Source organism: Acetivibrio cellulolyticus CD2 (assembly GCF_000179595.2).
Lineage (GTDB): Bacteria > Bacillota > Clostridia > Acetivibrionales > Acetivibrionaceae > Acetivibrio > Acetivibrio cellulolyticus.
In genome coordinates this window covers 837,329-856,154 of record NZ_JH556657.1, presented here as the reverse complement: position 1 = coordinate 856,154, position 18,826 = coordinate 837,329, and the positions used below count along the sequence as shown (strand labels likewise).

General features: G+C 35.0%; 5 protein-coding genes. All 5 read left to right on the top strand.

Going from position 1 to position 18,826, the window contains the following annotated elements:
• Nucleotides 1–119 precede the first annotated feature (119 nt).
• The 5 genes from ACECE_RS32100 to ACECE_RS29485 all read left to right on the top strand — a co-directional run bounded on the left by ACECE_RS32100 (nucleotide 120) and on the right by ACECE_RS29485 (nucleotide 18,576).
• Nucleotides 120–1,880, top strand: coding sequence for a histidine kinase N-terminal 7TM domain-containing protein (locus tag ACECE_RS32100; RefSeq protein ID WP_010248863.1), 1,761 nt, complete (start codon nucleotides 120–122; stop codon nucleotides 1,878–1,880).
• A complete protein-coding gene (locus tag ACECE_RS0215465; RefSeq protein ID WP_010248861.1) occupies nucleotides 1,880–2,548 on the top strand; it encodes a response regulator transcription factor in 669 nt (222 codons plus the stop codon). Before ACECE_RS32100 ends, ACECE_RS0215465 begins: the two co-directional genes overlap by 1 nt.
• A 413-nt stretch (nucleotides 2,549–2,961) precedes the next feature.
• Nucleotides 2,962–7,989, top strand: coding sequence for an HAF repeat-containing protein (locus ACECE_RS29490; protein WP_010248859.1), 5,028 nt, complete (start codon nucleotides 2,962–2,964; stop codon nucleotides 7,987–7,989).
• A gap of 246 nt (nucleotides 7,990–8,235) precedes the next feature.
• The gene (locus ACECE_RS0215455; RefSeq protein WP_010248858.1) at nucleotides 8,236–13,242 is read left to right on the top strand and encodes a dockerin type I domain-containing protein; all 5,007 of its coding nucleotides are present in this window, start codon (nucleotides 8,236–8,238) and stop codon (nucleotides 13,240–13,242) included.
• Between the two features lie 321 nt (nucleotides 13,243–13,563).
• Nucleotides 13,564–18,576 (top strand): HAF repeat-containing protein, encoded by a 5,013-nt coding sequence (locus ACECE_RS29485; protein WP_010248856.1) that lies wholly within the window; start codon nucleotides 13,564–13,566, stop codon nucleotides 18,574–18,576.
• Nucleotides 18,577–18,826 lie beyond the last annotated feature (250 nt).

Here is an 18,826-nt window from a genome sequence, read left to right as displayed (position 1 = left end):
TAAAACTATTCATTAAGTTTATTGATCTAGTTTTTCAGATAGTAGAAATTACATATTACGTGCCTAAATTGCTGCATTTTAATTCGAAAAAGTCATAATTAAATAAAATGGAGATTATCATGAAAATAGGAATTGATTATTTCTTTGTAATACTAACTTTGTTTTTTGTAATATATTTTATCTACAGAATCATAGATACAAAGCACAAAACAGCCGTACACCTCACATTTTTGAGCTTTTTGGCTGCATTGGCACTATGGTTTTCCGGAGATATCTTATACTATTTTTATTCATATAATCCGTTATGCCAATACATATTTAACAACATTCGTTATATGGGTATTATCCTTGTACCTCCATCATTTTTTATGACAGCATATTCTTTTTTAAATAAAGATTTTAAATTTCATCTTTTGCATTTGTCTATTCTGGCGATACCTTTAATATCCATTATAATCCTTTGGACCAACCCAATACACCAACTGATGTTTGTTCATAACTCTTCAATATCAACAGATGCTCAATATGGTGAATATTTCTATTTACATACGCTATATTCCTATTTATTGCTTGTTTTAGCATATATAATTTTTATTTATTCAAGTATAAAAGACAGCGGTGTTTTATCCAAACAGTCTATGCTTATATTCCTAGGGTGTTTTGTTCCTTTTGTTACAAACATTTTAATTACTTTTAAGTTGATATCCGTTAACATAAATTATACTCTTATCACTATGGGAATTACAATGATATGCTACTGGGTAGCCATATTTAAATATGGCTACCTCAATATTATGCCGCTTGCTATTAAAATGATGATGGACAATATTCAAGAAGCTTTTGTGGCTATGGATTATAAAATGTTTATCATTGAAAACAACACTGCTTTCAACATTTGTTTTCTAAGACCAGAAAGATTAGGCCAAGCTCATAAACTTTCATTGAAGGACATTTTTCCATCTGAAGGGAATGCAGATATTGATTTTTCAGAATTTGAACAAAGTATTGATAAATCTATTCAAGAAAAAGCCCCTGTTACCATAGAAAAGTACTTTAAATCTATAGATAGGCACTTTGACGTAGAAGTAAGTGCTATACAAGCTAAAAATCACCATGTTGGAACTATTGTTATATTTAAAGATATTACTCAATTAAGAAAGTTATTAGATACGCTGCAGGAGAAAAATGAAAAGCTTACATTTATGAATAAACAATTGTCTGATTACGCTGCTACTGTCAGGGAACTGGTACTTCGGAAAGAACGAAGCAGACTTGAAACTGAAATACATAACCTAATGAGCCATAATTTAGTTGTTTTGCTAAGACTAATGGAAGTATGCACTATTACAATCGAGACAGAGCCTCAAAAAGCAGTATCTGTGATAAAAAATGCTGGAGATATAATTCGAAATACAATGAGTGATGTTAGAAAAATAGCTCGTGAAATTGCTAAAAGTGAAGAGGATCTCAACATGGAAAATAGTAAATTTCATCCACTTTCGAATATAGAGTTACTTATAGGAAATTTTATAAAAAACTCTGGGTTGAATGTTGAGTATTCTTTTGAAGGTGAATTTAACGAACTATCTCAGCTTCAGTTAAATGTTCTCTATAATTTATGTCAGGAGGCAATGACTAATGCTGTCAAACACGGTAAAGCAACATCTATTACAATTCTTTTAAGAACTCAACAAAACAATATCCAGCTGACTATTTTGGATGATGGCAGAGGATGTAATGTGATAAATAATTCAGGTTTGGGACTTAAAGGAATGACAGATATGGTTCAAAATTTATACGGAAGTATTGAATTCAAATCCGAAGAGAATGATGGATTCAAAATATTTGTTACAATGCCAATGAAGGAGTGTGTTGCTTAATGATTAGGATTATGCTTGCCGATGACCACAAAATACTTACTGAAAGCATGAAACTGCTTTTGGAAAAAACAGCAGAAGTTCTTGTGGCTAATATCAGTCACACTGCGGAAGATGCTATTAAAGCATATTCCGATGTAAAGCCTGATGTAGTATTAATGGACATTCATTTTTTTGATGAGAAAAACCGTACTTCCCTTATGAATGGAATAGAATGCACAAATCGCCTCAAGGCACTAAATCCAGAAGTAAAAGTTCTTATTCTTACTTCAGAAGTATCCTCTGATTTTCTTTCGCAGATTATAGCAGTAGCAGATGGCTATGTAGTTAAGGATGCTAGCATTGATGAACTAATCAATGCCATCAAATGTTGTCATAATGGTATGAAAATTTTTGATTCTACTGCCTTATCCAGAGTTCTGACTCCGCAAAGAGAAAAACTTAAGGACGAGCTTGAGGAAAAAATAAAAAGGCTTACAGAAAAAGAAATAGCTATAGTCAATTTCCTTGCCAAAGGACTTACGTGCAAGGAAATTGCAGAAAAGTATGATTCTACTGAAGGTTATATTCGTAATATTCTAATGAATTTATATGACAAGTTAGATATTGAATCTCGTAAGAGTACAGCATTAGTTGGGTTTGCTGCAAGAAATGGTATCTTAACTAATTAAACATTACTTCTTGGGGTACAGGCAACTTTTTAATTGCAAAAATCTGCCTGTACCCCTTGAATAGTATTCTATTTGCTATGCAATTTTCTATTTTTTATAGTGTGTAGGTCCTGCTGCTTTGCCTACTGTTAAATCAAATTTAGTGCCTTCATAAGAGATTCTTATAAGAATCTCTTATAAGAATCTCTGTAAATATCCATTACGTTCTTAACTGATATTTTCTTATCTGGCTTTACAGAAAAGGGATAAGCTTTGGTATAACCATTTTCAACCCATGGAGGCATGAAAAATTATTCATTTTATAAATCCGTTGACATATCAAATGCTGGAAATTATAATTTCATTTGTCTGGAATAGCTCTTATTGCATAGAGTTTTCCATCATAGCCAAAATCATTTATTAGGGGGATAACAATGAAAAACAAGATCTATCTATTCGTTTTAGTACTAGCAGTTGCAATCATTGGTTTTTGCAATATAGTTATGGCACAATCCTATGGAGATACAAAGGTTGTTGCTTCCATTGAAAATCTGGATGAAGAATGGATTGTAGTAGAAAAAAGTGAACAAAATTACACAATTAAGTATGTAGGAGGCGCAAAATACGGAGACATTGAAAGCACTATAAATAAGGACATGCTGCCTGAAAACTGGGTAGTTGTTGATCTCGGCAACACAAAGACTACAAGCTATATTATAAAGTATATCGAAGGGGCTGCTAATGGAGCTATACAGCCGGTTCGCTTTCTTGAGAATATTCCGAAGGAATGGAAAGAATACATAACGATAGACGGATATTGCACTATAAAATATGAAGGGCAGACCCCGGTAAATATAAATTCAGATACTGGGTTATACCGCTATAAATATGGAGATAAAGATGAAGGTTATGCTAACGATTGCGAAAACTATCATAATTTTTGGCTTGAGTATGGGTTTTATGATTATAAATTCATAGGCAATGTAAGTTATGGGACAATTGAGAAATTGGCACGTGAATGGTTAAAGTCCGGATGGATAAGCATCGGAGTTGATGAGTCTAATAACGAGTCAAAAATGAAGTGTATAAAAAATGCAAAACAAGGAGATATCGAATATTCAAAATTAACTGGTTATTATGATTATCGTGATTATGATTATTACTTGTCTGACGGATGGGTTGTTACACATTATAATTCAACTACAAGGGAAGCAGTTATTAAATACCTTGGAAAGGATTCATCGAAACAATACGCCTATGGAGACACACTGACTTCCCCACATATTAAACTAGCAAGTGATGGAACGCCCCTTCCTGAAAATTGGGTATCTATTTCGGCAGATAAAATCATGTACATAGGCGGTCGAAAGTCAATCGGAACAAAACTGGATATATATTTTTCAGAGGGTGAAGAATTTCGATTACCGAATTCTAAGAATTGGGTATGGTTTAAATACGGTAAAACAATCCTGTATGTAGGAACTCCCGCCTATGGTACGAAAATTGATATTGACGGATATAATAATTATTCCTTCTGGCGTTCTATTGATGAAATTCCTAAAGGGTGGGTTTACACTTTTGATGATAAAAGTGATTCCGAGAAGTTTACTATCAAATTTCTTAACGGTGCCAAATATGGTGATCAGGAAACCATAAGCTATGAATATACAGATGATTACTGTTATAATAAATTGCCAGAAGGATGGATTATTGACGATTATGATGAGGTCAAAAAAACATGCAGCATTAAATACATATTGGGTGGTGCTGATTATGGAACACAAATTATAATTAAAAATTATGTAGGAGATAAAGCCTCCCCAAAGCTTCCTATTGGATGGATTGTCACTACTGTTGATAGTGAGAGCTTAACAATTACCTGCATTGAGGGTGCCAAATTTGGTGATGTTCAATATATGTACTCTGAAACGATAAACACTGATATATTACCTGATGGATGGGTATGTCAGTCTTATGACGAATTAACCAGTCAACTTAAACTAACTTATATTAAAGGGGATGTACCACTTTATACTGAAGTATCTGCTTTTCATAACGGCTGCATAAAAAAATTCTGGGATGTCCTGCCTGATGGATGGGTTAGCTTTGCACGAAATGACAGTTATTATTTATCGGACTTAAAATATTTTGGTGAAAATTATCCTGAAATTGGCCAAACTATTGATTTTACATTAAAGGACTTGAACGGAAATGATGTTGATTTAAATACTTTCAAAGGAAGAAATACAATTATTGCATATAATTGGCAAAATACAAATTTAAATAGCATAATTGAAGAATTACCTGATGTGCAAGTTATCAATATATCCTCTTCAGAAGAGGAAGAGGACGAGGATATCTTTTCAGCAGTCAATTATATGCTAAAAGACACCGAAAGGGCATTTGCAGAAAAATACACATATGTTCGGGATAATGAAACTACAAACGGATATGCATATACAAATTGGTATGTTAACCCTGCGTATTTATTTGTAGATAAGGATATGAAAATTCTTTCAAAAAAAGTTCAGATATCTGAGAAAGAAGCAACAGTTGAAGGAAAAAGGCTGTTTGCCCCATCAACACCTGAAGAAGAGGAAACAAGTATTATATTAGGTGATATTGATAATACCGGTTCAGCAAACTCTATAGACTTTGGATTAATGAGACAATATTTGCTTGGTATCATTAATGAGTTTTCCTATGAAAACGGTCTTGAATCTGCTGATGTTGACGGCAATGGAAGTTTTAACTCCATTGATTTTGCTTTTATGAGACAGTACCTGCTTGGAATAATTAAAGAATTCCCAGCACAAAACAAACTTGTTGCTACACCTAAAGCAACTGCTACACCAACAATTACACCAACAATTACTCCAACGCCTTCCCCTTCAGGCGGATTGCAAATAGATTCTGTAAAAGCAAACCCTGATGCTTTGTTTGTCAACCAAGCAGAGGATGTTATTTTTACTGCTGGTATTTCTAATTTTGAGTATGATTCTGAACTGACAATAGAACTAAACAAGAGCGATGAAAATGGTAATATAATTGAAAAACTTGGTATTTTGAATGATGCTGGAGTAGACGGAGATGAAAAGGCTGGCGATAACATATACAGTTTTAAAAAGAACATGTCATATAGCACAACACAAACCTTGCATTTTACTGTAACAGCTACACAGGACAAAGTCCAAAGGACAGCAGGTGTTGACTTGCGTGTACTTAATAAGGTAACTGATGAGGAAATGAAAGAAAACTGTGCCTTCCAGGAAGAACAAGTGAAAAGGTATGTTGAATTAATAGCTTCTGAAGGGATAGAAAGTGCAAAAAATGTAATGCTTTCTGAGTTGAATAGCAATACCAAAATACAACAGGCAGGTGTGTCTGATGGCAGCGATAGTATATGGTTTGAATATAAAAACGGTATACTTGGAGCTATTTCCATAAGGAAGAAGGATGAGACTGACAGTACATCGGAAGAATCAGTTAATACACCTACAACTGACCAAACCTCAGCAGAAACTGTCACTACGGTTGACAGTAATGTTGAAAATACCGATACCTTAAGCAGTTCAGGCAGTAATGATAAATCCATATTATTCAGTCCCGAATCTCCTGCTGAGGTCAAAGGTCCAAGGATAGCAAACAGGAAAGTATTGATGTTATCACCAATGTTGCATGAGTTTGGAATTAATGATTCTAATGACATGAATTCATATACGCCTAATGTATATGAGACATTAAAGAAATATAAATATAACGACGCTGATGTGTTTAGAGATTCTGATATAACCTATCTTAAGGATAAGGAAGTAACAATAAGTTTTCTTAGAACAGAGCTTTATAAATACGGTGTTATCAGTTTATCTTCTCATGGAGAAAATTTATTTCAGACCCTCAGAAGTGAACCTTTATGGGGAATGCGTGATGGTGCTGTAGGAGGACAGGTTGGTTTTTTCTTGGCTCAAAGCTATGAAGACAGTGCTTCAACAGTTGAAAAGGACAAAATCTTGAGGGATTTGCAAATGCACAGGCTGGCAATTTTTACACTATATGATGAAGACAAAGAGAAAATAATTGGATCAAATTATTTTGTGCTTCCTTCGTTTATAGAAAAATATTTTCAAAACATATACGTAAATAACTTAGTATTAATGGGATGCTGTAAATCTGCATATAACGAAACCATGGCAAATGCCTTTATAAAATCCGGTGCAAGGACATACCTTGGTTTTTCCGACTATGTTGAACATTATATTGCAAGGGATAGAACAAGCCTCTTTTTGAGTAAATTTCTGGAGCAATCGGCTACAGCTAAATCTGCATATGATGCAGCAGAGGCTTCAGTATCCAGTAAGATGCCAACTCATCCTGGACAACCTCCAGCACAGAGCTTTCGCATTAAATTCTTAGGTGAGCCCAACTTAAAGCCCCCTGTACCTTTTCTTGATTTAGGGACTCTCGGAGGTAACTCTGAGGCCCGTAGCATAAACTGTAAGGGACAAGTGGTTGGAATGTCAAAAGTAGGTGATCAGGAATTTCCGGTTTTATGGGAAGATGGAGATATTTGCAAGTTGAACGATGATACTTCATGGGCTCAAGTAATTAATGATCAGAGTGAGATTTTTATGAGTTACGAGGGATTTGTTGATTGGGATGCGGATTATTTTGATTATTATTCCAAAATGTATACTAGAGGCTATATATGGAATAAAGGAGAGGTTTCATATTATAGTGATCACAGATATATTGACATTAATGACAAAGGTCAGAAAATCGGGTATTATACCGATCCTTTCACATATCAGATTACAGGCTTTTTAATAGATAATGGCACGTATAAAGATTTGGGAAATTTCATACCAACTGACATTAATAATAAAGGCCAAATAGTTGGAATTGCAAGAATTGCGGGATATGAAGGCGTAAGTGAACAGTATAGGAGCTTTTTATATGAAAATGGTGTTTTTACCGATTTGGGCTCATTAAATAGTAAAGTCAAAAAAGTCTCTTTCCCTGATGATTCTATAGAATCACAATTTAATTACATTTATTTCTCTCCATATGTGTCGTATCCCGATACATATGGAGATACATGTGCTGAAGCAATAAATGAGAAGGGACAAATCGTAGGAGCATCATACATTGGAGATGACTCTATGACACAGCATGCTTTTCTTTGGGAAAATGGAGTTATGAAAGATTTAAGTACACTGGGCGGTGAAAATAATTGGTCACAAGCTTATGACATAAATAATGAGGGAGTTATTGTTGGTGGGGCAGGAGATAGCTTTCTCACATGTCATCCTTGCATGTGGAAAAACTCTGTAATGACTGATTTAAGGGATGTTGGTACTTTTGGTGGTATATATTACAATAATTCTATAGCTTATTCGATTAATGATCTTGGGCAGATTGCAGGTAAAGGCTATTCGGGTAAAGCTGTTTTGTGGACTCCATAGAGTCAGGTTTTAGGTAAAAAACAAAACTTTTTTATAAGAAGACGGAGCTGTTCACTAATTCTTAGTGTTACAGCTCCTGATTTTTATAGTTTTATTTTACATGTCGGTTGCAAAGATGAATTACTTTCCAGAATATAAATCCGTTGACATATAAAATGCTGGAAATTATAATTTCATTTGTCGGGAATAACTCTTATTGCATAGAGTTTTCCATCATAGCCAAAATCATTTATTAGGGGGAGAACAATGAAAAACAAGATCTATCTATTCGTTTTAGTACTAGCAGTTGCAATCATTGGTTTTTGCAATACGGTTATGGCACAATCCTATGGTGATATAAAGGTTGTCGCTTCCATCGAAAATCTGGATGAGGAATGGATTGTAGTAGAAAAGAGTGATCAAAATTACACAATTAAGTATGTAGGAGGCGCAAAATACGGAGACATCGAAAGCACTATAAATAAGGACGTGCTGCCTGAAAACTGGGTAGTTGTTGATCTCGGCAACACAAAAACTACAAGCTATATTATAAAGTATATCAAAGGGGCTGCTAATGGAACTATACAGCCGGTACGCTTTCTTGAGAATATTCCGAATGAATGGAAAGAATACATAACCATAGACGGATATTACACTATAAAATATGAAGGTCAGACCCCGGTAAATATAAATTCAGATACTGGGTTATACCGCTATAAATATGGAGATGAAGGTTATTCTCAAGATTGCTATAAATATCATAATTTTTGGCTTCTTGTTGATGGGGATCGTAAATTTATAGGCGATGTAAGTTATGGGACAATTGAGAAATTGGAACGTGAATGGTTAAAGTCCGGATGGATAAGCATTGGAGTTGATGAGTCTAATAATGAGTCAAAAATGAAGTGTATAAGAAATGCAAAACCAGGAGATATCGAATATTCAAAATTAACTGAACTTAGTTATGATTATTACTTGTCTGACGGATGGATTGTTACACATTATAATTCAACTACAAGGGAAGCAGTTATTAAATACCTTGGAAAGGATGCATCGAAACAATACGCCTATGGAGACACACTGACTTCACCACACATAAAACTTACATATAGTGGAACACCCCTTCCTGAAAATTGGGTATCCATCTCGGCAGATAAAATCATGTACATAGGTGGTCGAAAGTCAATCGGAACAAAACTGGATATATATTTTTCAGAGGATGAAGATATTCGATTACCGAATTCCAAGAATTGGGTATGGCTTGAATACGGTAAAACAATCCTGTATGTTGGAACTCCTGCCTATGGTACAGAAATTGATATTGACGAAAATCCGAGCGGCAATTACCTCTGGGGGGCTATTAAACACATCCCTGAAGGGTGGGTTTTTACTACTTATAATAAAAATGCTTCAGTGAAGCCAACTATCAAATTTCTTAATGGTGCCAAATACGGTGATCATGAAAACATAATCTATGATTATATAACTTGTAGCCCTAATAGCTGTTATAATGAATTGCCAAAAGGATGGATTGTTGACAATTATGATGAGATAAAAAAATTATGCAGTATTAAATATATATCCGGTGGTGCTGGTTACGGAACACAAATGACACTCAAAAGATTCCCTAAAAATTCTTCAGGAGATATCGAAAACCCGAAGCTCCCTATGGGATGGATTCTAACTACTGTCGATAGTGAGACCTGTACAATTACCTGCCTTGAGGGTGCCAAATTTGGCGATGTGCAATATATGTACGCTAAAAGGTTTGAAACTGATATATTGCCTGAGGGATGGGTACCTCTGTCTTATGACACATTAACCAGTCAAGTTAAACTTACTTATATTAAAGGGGATGTACCACTTTATACAAAAGTAACTGCTCAACAATACTTCTGCATAAATGACTTCTGGGATCTCCTGCCTGATGGCTGGGTTTGCAATTCACGATGTGATGGTTCTGATTTATTAGACTTAAAATATTATGGTGAAAATTATCCTGAAATTGGTCAAACTATTGATTTTACATTAAAGGATCAGGGTGGACATGATGTTAATTTAAATACTTTTAAGGGAAGAAATATGCTAATCGTATATAATTGGTATGACGAAAATTTAAATAGCATAATTGAAGAATTACCTGATGTGCAGGTTATCAATATATCCTATTCAGAAGAGAACGAGTATCACTATGATGCAGTCAATTATATGCTAAAAGACACCAACAGCGCATTTGCAAAAAAATATACAGTTGTTCGGGATAATGAAACCACAAACGAATACGCATATACATATTGGTATCTTAACCCTACTTATTTATTTGTAGACAAGGATATGAAAATTCTTTCAAAAAAAGTCCAGATATCCGAGAAAGAAGCAATAAAAGAGGCAAAAAGGCTGTTTGACCAATCAACACCTGAAGAAGAGGAAACAGGTATTATATTCGGTGATATTGATAATAGCAGTTCAGCAAACTCTATAGACTTTGGATTAATGAGACAATATTTGCTTGGAAATATAAATGAGTTTTCCTATGAAAACGGTCTTAAAGCTGCTGATGTTGACGGCAATGGAAGTTTTAACTCCATTGATTTTGCTTTTATGAGACAGTACCTGCTTGGAATAATTAACGAATTCCCAGCACAAAACAAGCTTGTTGCTACACCTACACCAACAATTACACCAACAATTACTCCAACACCTTCAGGCGGATTGCAGATAGATTCTGTAAAAGCAAACCCTGATGCTTTGTTTGTAAACCAAGCAGAAGATGTTATTTTTACTGCCGGTATTTCTAATTTTGAGTATGATTCCGAACTGACAATAGAACTGAACAAGACCGATGAAAAGGGTAATATAATTGAAAAACTTGGTATTTTGAATGATGCTGGAGTAGACGGAGATGAAAAGGCCGGCGATAACATATACAGTTTTAAAAAGAACATGTCCTATAGCACAACACAAACCTTGCATTTTACTGTAACAGCTACACAGGACAAAGTCCAAAGGACAGCAGGTGTTGACTTGCGTGTACTTAATAAGGTAACTGATGAAGAAATGAAAGAAAACTGTGCCTTCCAGGAAGAACAAGTGAAAAGGTATGTTGAATTAATAGCTTCCGAAGGGATAGAAAGTGCAAAAAATGTAATGCTTTCTGAGTTGAATAGCAATCCCAAAATACAACAGGCTGGTGTGTCTGATGGCAGCGATAGTATATGGTTTGAATATAAAAACGGTATACTTGGAGCTATTTCCATAAGGAAGAAGGATGAGACTGACAGTACATCGGAAGAATCGGTTAATACACCTACAACTGACCAAACCTCAGCAGAAATTGTCACTACTGTTGACAGTAATGCTCAAAACTCAGATACCTTAAGCAGTTCAGGAAGTAATGATAAATCCATATTATTCAGTGCTGAATCTCCTACTGAGGTCAAAGGCCCAAGGATAGCCAACAGGAAAGTATTGATGTTATCACCAATGTTGCATGAGTTTGGAATTAATGATTCTAATGACATGAATTCATATACGCCTAATGTATATGAGACTTTAAAGAAATATAAATATAACGACGCTGATGTGTTTAGAGATTCTGATATAACCTATCTTAAGGATAAGGAAGTAACAATAAGTTTTCTTAGAACAGAGCTTTATAAATATGGTGTTATCAGTTTATCTTCTCATGGAGAAAATTTATTTCAGACCCTCAGAAGTGAACCTTTATGGGGAATGCGTGATGGCGCTGTAGGAGGACAGGTTGGTTTTTTCTTGGCTCAAAGCTATGAAGACAGTGCTTCAACAGTTGAAAAGGACAAAATCTTGAGGGATTTGCAAATGCACAGGCTGGCAATTTTTACACTATATGATGAAGACAAAGAGAAAATAATTGGATCAAATTATTTTGTGCTTCCTTCATTTATAGAAAAATATTTTCAAAACATCTATGTAAATAACTTAGTATTAATGGGATGCTGTAAATCTGCATATAACGAAACCATGGCAAATGCCTTTATAAAATCCGGTGCAAGGACATACCTTGGTTATTCCGACTATGTTCCAAATTATATTGCAAGGGATAGAACAAGCCTTTTTTTGAGTAAATTTCTGGAGCAATCGACTACAGCTAAATCTGCATATGATGCAGCAGATGCTTCAGTATCCAGTAAGAAGCCAACTCATCCTGGACAACCTCCAGCACAGGACCTTTTCATAAAATTCTTAGGTGAGCCCAACTTAAAGCCCCCTGTACCTTTTCTTGATTTAGGGACTCTCGGAGGTAACTCTGAGGCACGTAGCATAAACTGTAAAGGACAAGTGGTTGGGAAGTCAAAAGTAGGTGATCAGGAATTTCCGGTTTTATGGGAAGAAGGAGACATTTGCAAGTTGAACGATTATACTTCATGGGCTTTTAGAATTAATGATCAGAGTGAGATTTTTATGAGTTACGAGGGATATGTTGATTGGGATGCGGAGTATTTTGATTATTATTCCACAATGTATACTATAGGTTACATATGGAATAAAGGAGATGTTTCATATTATAGTGATCACAGGTATCTTGACATTAACGACAAAGGTCAGAAAATCGGATATTATACCAATCCTGGCACATATAAGATTACAGGCTTTTTAATAGATAATGGCACCTATAAAGATTTAGGAAATTTCATACCAATTGACATTAATAATAAAGGTCAAATAGTTGGAGATGCATTAATTGAAGAAACAGAAGGCGTGGATAGACAGCGTCGCAGCTTTTTATATGAAAATGGTGTTTTTACCGATTTGGGTTCGTTAAACAGTAAAGCCAAAAAAGTCTCTTTCCCTGGTAATTCGATAGAATCGGAATTAAATTATTTGGCTTGCCGTGAAAATGTGTGGTATCGCGATACATTTGGACGTACAGATGCTGAAGCAATAAATGAGAAGGGACAAATTGTAGGATCCTCATACATTGGAGATGACTCTATCACAAAGCATGCTTTTCTTTGGGAAAATGGAGTTATGAAAGATTTAGGAACACTAGGCGGTCAAAATAATAATTCATACGCATATGACATAAATAACGAAGGAGTTATTGTTGGAGGGTCAGGCAGCAGCATAGAAACATTTCATCCTTTTTTGTGGAAAGACTCTGTAATGACTAATTTAAGTGATGTTGGCACTTTTGGTATTTTAGATTACAAATCTTCTGCAGCTTATTCGATTAATGATCTTGGGCAGGTTGCAGGTAATGACTATTCGGGTAAAGCTGTTTTGTGGACTCCATAGATTAAGTTTATATCTGATTTAGAGTTCTATATTCACTTGGTTTTATTAGGTATACTAAAGGAGCGGTTCACTGTAAACCGCTCCTGATTTTTATAGTTTTATTTTCATCGTAAGATTATGCTATACGCTCTTAGAATGTAATGTTACGGATTGACCTCAGCATTGTAGTATTTTTATGATAATTTCTAAGATGAATTACTTTCCAGAATATAAATCCGTTGACATATCAAATACTGGAAATTATAATTTCATTTGTCGGGAATAACTCTTATTGCATAGAGTTTTCCATCATAGCCAAAATCATTTATTAGGGGGATAACAATGAAAAACAAGATCTATCTATTCGTTTTAGTACTAGCAGTTGCAATCATTGGTTTTTGCAATACAGTTATGGCACAATCCTATGGTGATACAAAGGTTGTCGCTTCCATTGAAAATCTGGATGAAGAATGGATTGTAGTAGAAAAAAGTGAACAAAATTACACAATTAAGTATGTAGGAGGAGCAAAATACGGAGACATCGAAAGCACTATAAATAAGGACATGCTGCCTGAAAACTGGGTAGTTGTTGATATCAGCAACACAAAAACTACAAGCTATATTATAAAGTATGTCAAAGGGGCTGCTAGTGGATCTATACAGCCGGTTCGCTTTCTTGAGAATATTCCGAAGGAATGGAAAGAATACATAACGATAGACGGATATTACACTATAAAATATGAAGGTCAAACCCCGGTAAATATAAATTCAGATACTGGGTTATACCGCTATAAATATGGAGATAAAGCTTATTCTGAAGATTGCTATAAATATCATAATTTTTGGCTTCCCTGTGAATATAGTGATAAATTTATAGGCGATGCAAGTTATGGGACAATTGAGAAATTGGCACGTGAATGGTTAAAGTCCGGATGGATAAGCATCGGAGTTGATAAGTCTAATAATGAGTCAAAAATGAAGTGTATAAAAAATGCAAAACCAGGAGATATCGAATATTCAAAATTAACTGGTTATTATGATTATCGTGATTATGATTATTACTTGTCTGACGGATGGATTGTTACACATTATAATTCAACTACAAGGGAAGCAGTTATTAAATACCTTGGAAAGTATTCATCGAAACAATACGCCTATGGAGACACACTGACTTCCCCACATATTAAACTAGCAAGTGATGGAACGCCCCTTCCTGAAAATTGGGTATCTATTTCGGCAGATAAAATCATGTACATAGGTGGTCGAAAGTCAATCGGAACAAAACTGGATATATATTTTTCAGAGGGTGAAGAATTTCGATTACCTAATTCTAAGAATTGGGTATGGTTTGAATACGGTAAAACAATCCAATATGCAGGAACCCCAGCCTACGGTACAGAAATTGATATTGACGAAGATAAGAGCTACTATTCCCTCACGAGTTCTATTGAAGACATCCCTGAAGGGTGGGTTTTTACTACTTATGATAAAAAAGCTTCAGGGAAGCTAACTATCAAATTTCTTAATGGTGCCAAATACGGTGATCAGGAAACCATAAGCTATGAATATATAGCTGATAGCTGTAATAATTCATTGCCAAAAGGATGGATTGTTGACAATTATGATGAGGTAAAAAAAATATGCAATATTAAATATATATCTGGTGGTGCTGGTTATGGAACACAAATGACAATTAAAAAATTACCTAAAAATTATTTAGGATATATTTTACCTCCCAAGATACCTATGGGATGGATTCTAACTACTATGGATAGTGAGACCTTCACAATTACCTGCCTTGAGGGTGCCAAATTTGGCGATGTGCAATATATGTACTCTAAAACGTTCGAAACTGATGTATTGCCTGAGGGATGGGTACCTCTGTCTTATGACGAATTAACCAGTCAAGTTAAACTTACTTATATTAAAGGGGATGTACCACTTTATACAAAAGTAACTGCTCATCAATACTTCTGCATAAATGACTTCTGGGATCTCCTGCCTGATGGCTGGGTATGCAATTCACGAAATGACGGTTCTGATTTATTGGACTTAAAACATTATGGTGAAAATTACCCTGAAATTGGTCAAACTATTGATTTTACATTAAAGGATCCGGATGGGAAGGATGTTAATTTAAATACTTTCAAGGGAAGAAATATGCTTATTGCATATAATTGGTATGACGAAAATTTAAATAGCATAATTGAAGAATTACCTGATGTACAGGTTATAAATATAACTCATTCGGAAAAGGAATACGAAGGGTATGATGCCGTCAATTATATGCTAAAAGACACCGACAGGGCATTTGCAGAAAAATATACATATGTTCGGGATAATGAAACCACAAACGGATATGCATATACAAATTGGTATTTTACGCCTACTTATTTATTTGTAGACAAGGATATGAAGATTCTTTCAAAAAAAGTCCAGATATCCGAAAAAGAAGCAATAAAAGAGGCAAAAAGGCTGTTTGACCAATCAACACCTGAAGAAGAGGAAACAAGTATTATATTCGGTGATATTGATAATAGCAGTTCAGCAAACTCTATAGACTTTGGATTAATGAGACAATATTTGCTTGGAAATATAAATGAGTTTTCCTATGAAAACGGTCTTAAAGCTGCTGATGTTGACGGCAATGGAAGTTTTAACTCCATTGATTTTGCTTTTATGAGACAGTACCTGCTTGGAATAATTAACGAATTCCCAGCACAAAACAAACTAGTTTCTACACCTAAAGCAACTGCTACACCAACTATTACTCCAACACCTTCCCCTTCAGGCGGATTGCAGATAGATTCTGTAAAAGCAAACCCTGATGCTTTGTTTGTCAACCAAGCAGAGGATGTTATTTTTACTGCTGGTATTTCTAATTTTGAGTATGATTCCGAACTGACAATAGAACTGAACAAGACCGATGAAAATGGTACTATAATTGAAAAACTTGGTGTTTTGAATGATGCTGGAGTAGACGGAGATGAAAAGGCCGGCGATAACATATACAGTTTTAAAAAGAACATGTCATATAGCACAACACAAACTTTGCATTTTACTGTAAAAGCTACACAGGACAAAGTCCAAAGGACAGCAGGTGTTGACTTGCGTGTACTTAATAAGGTAACTGATGAGGAAATGAAAGAAAACTGTGCCTTCCAGGAAGAACAAGTGAAAAGGTATGTTGAATTAATAGTCTCCGAAGGGATAGAAAGTGCAAAAAATGTAATGCTTTCTGAGTTGAATAGCAATCCCAAAATACAACAGGCAGGTGTATCTGATGGCAGCGATAGTATATGGTTTGAATATAAAAACGGTATACTTGGAGCTATTTCCATAAGGAAGAAGGATGAGACTGACAGTACATCTGAAGAATCGGTTAATACACCTACAACTGACCAAACCTCAGCAGAAATTGTCACTACGGTTGACAGTAATGCTCAAAACTCATATACCTTAAGCAGCTCAGGCAGTAATGATAAATCTATATTATTCAGTCCCGAATCTCCTGCTGAGGTCAAAGGTCCAAGGATAGCCAACAGGAAAGTATTGATGTTATCACCGATGTTGCATGAGTTTGGAATTAATGATTCTAATGACATGAATTCATATAAGCCTAATGTATATGAGACTTTAAAGAAATATAAATATAACGACGCTGATGTGTTTAGAGATTCTGATATAACCTATCTTAAGGATAAGGAAGTAACAATAAGTTTTCTTAGAACAGAGCTTTATAAATATGGTGTTATCAGTGTATCTTCTCATGGAGAAAATTTATTTCAGACCCTCAGAAGTGAACCTTTATGGGGAATGCGTGATGGTGCTGTAGGAGGACAGGTTGGTTTTTTCTTGGCTCAAAGCTATGAAGACAGTGCTTCAACAGTTGAAAAGGACAAAATCTTGAGGGATTTGCAAATGCACAGGCTGGCAATTTTTACACTATATGATGAAGACAAAGAGAAAATAATTGGATCAAATTATTTTGTGCTTCCTTCGTTTATAGAAAAATATTTTCAAAACATCTATGTAAATAATTTGGTATTAATGGGATGCTGTAAATCTGCATATAACGAAACCATGGCAAATGCCTTTATAAAATCCGGTGCAAGGACATACCTTGGTTTTTCCGACTATGTTGAACATTATATTGCAAGGGATAGAACAAGCCTTTTTTTGAGTAAATTTCTGGAGCAATCGACTACAGCTAAATCTGCATATGATGCAGCAGATGCTTCAGTATCCAGTAAGATGCCAACTCATCCTGGACAACCTCCAGCACAGTCCTTTCGCATTAAATTCTTAGGTGAGCCCAACTTAAAGCCCCCTGTACCTTTTCTTGATTTAGGGACTCTCGGAGGTAACTCTGAGGCACGTAGCATAAACTGTAAAGGACAAGTGGTTGGGAGGTCATATGTAGGTGATTGTTATTATCCGGTTTTATGGGAAGATGGAGATGTTTGTAAGTTGAACAATGAAGCTTCATGGGCTTGTAGAATTAATGATCAGAGTGAGTTTTTTATGAGTTACGAGGGATTCGTTGATTGGGATGCGGATTATTTTGATTATTATTCCACAATGTATACAAGAGGTTACATATGGAATAAAGGAGATGTTTCATCCAGTGATTACAGGTATTTTTATACTAATGACAAAGGTCAGAAAATCGGATATTATACCGATCCTGTCACTTATAAGATTACAGGTTTTTTAATAGATAATGGCACCTATAAAGATTTAGGAAATTTCATACCAATTGACATTAATAATAAAGGCCAAATAGTTGGAATTGCAAGAATTGAAGCAACTGAAGGCATGGATAGACAGTGTCGTAGCTTTTTATATGAAAACGGTGTTTTTACTGATTTGGGTTCGTTAAACAGTAAATCCAAAAAAGTCTCTTTCCCTAGTGAATTCACAGAATGGGAATATAATAATTATATTTACGGTCCATACGTGTCGTATCCCGATACATATGGATCTACAGGTCCTGAAGCAATAAATGAGAAGGGACAAATTGTAGGATACTCATACATTGGAGATGACTCTTTATCACAGCATGCTTTTCTTTGGGAAAATGGAGTTATGAAAGATTTAGGTACACTAGGCGGTCAAAATAATAATTCACACGCATATGACATAAATAACGAAGGAGTTATTGTTGGAGGGTCAGGCAGCAGCATAGAAACATTTCATCCTTTTTTGTGGAAAGACTCTGTAATGACTGATTTAAGTAATGTTGGAACTTTTGGTATTATAGATTACACATCTTCTGCAGCTTATTCGATTAATGATCTTGGGCAGGTTGCAGGTAATGACTATTCGGGTAAAGCTGTTTTGTGGACTCCATAGAGTATGTTTATGCAATTATCTGATTTAGAAAGCTATATTCACTTGGTTTTATTAGGTATACTAAAGGAGCGGTTCACAGTGAACCGCTCCTTCTCCATTATTTAGTCTGCTGGCTTGTTTATTAGTTGACATGTAGGCATCACCCTCCTTTCAGATGGAGAAATTACTCTTCTCAACAAGAGATGGAGTGTTTTGTATACCCTATTCTCTATAAGCATACAGCCATAGATAAAAGAAGGATTACACCTTT

Coding starts and splice junctions, on each gene's coding strand:
- ACECE_RS29485 (WP_010248856.1), top strand. CDS start 13,564: ATGAAAAACAAGATCTATCTATTCGTTTTAGTACTAGCAGTTGCAATC.
- ACECE_RS32100 (WP_010248863.1), top strand. CDS start 120: ATGAAAATAGGAATTGATTATTTCTTTGTAATACTAACTTTGTTTTTT.
- ACECE_RS0215455 (WP_010248858.1), top strand. CDS start 8,236: ATGAAAAACAAGATCTATCTATTCGTTTTAGTACTAGCAGTTGCAATC.
- ACECE_RS0215465 (WP_010248861.1), top strand. CDS start 1,880: ATGATTAGGATTATGCTTGCCGATGACCACAAAATACTTACTGAAAGC.
- ACECE_RS29490 (WP_010248859.1), top strand. CDS start 2,962: ATGAAAAACAAGATCTATCTATTCGTTTTAGTACTAGCAGTTGCAATC.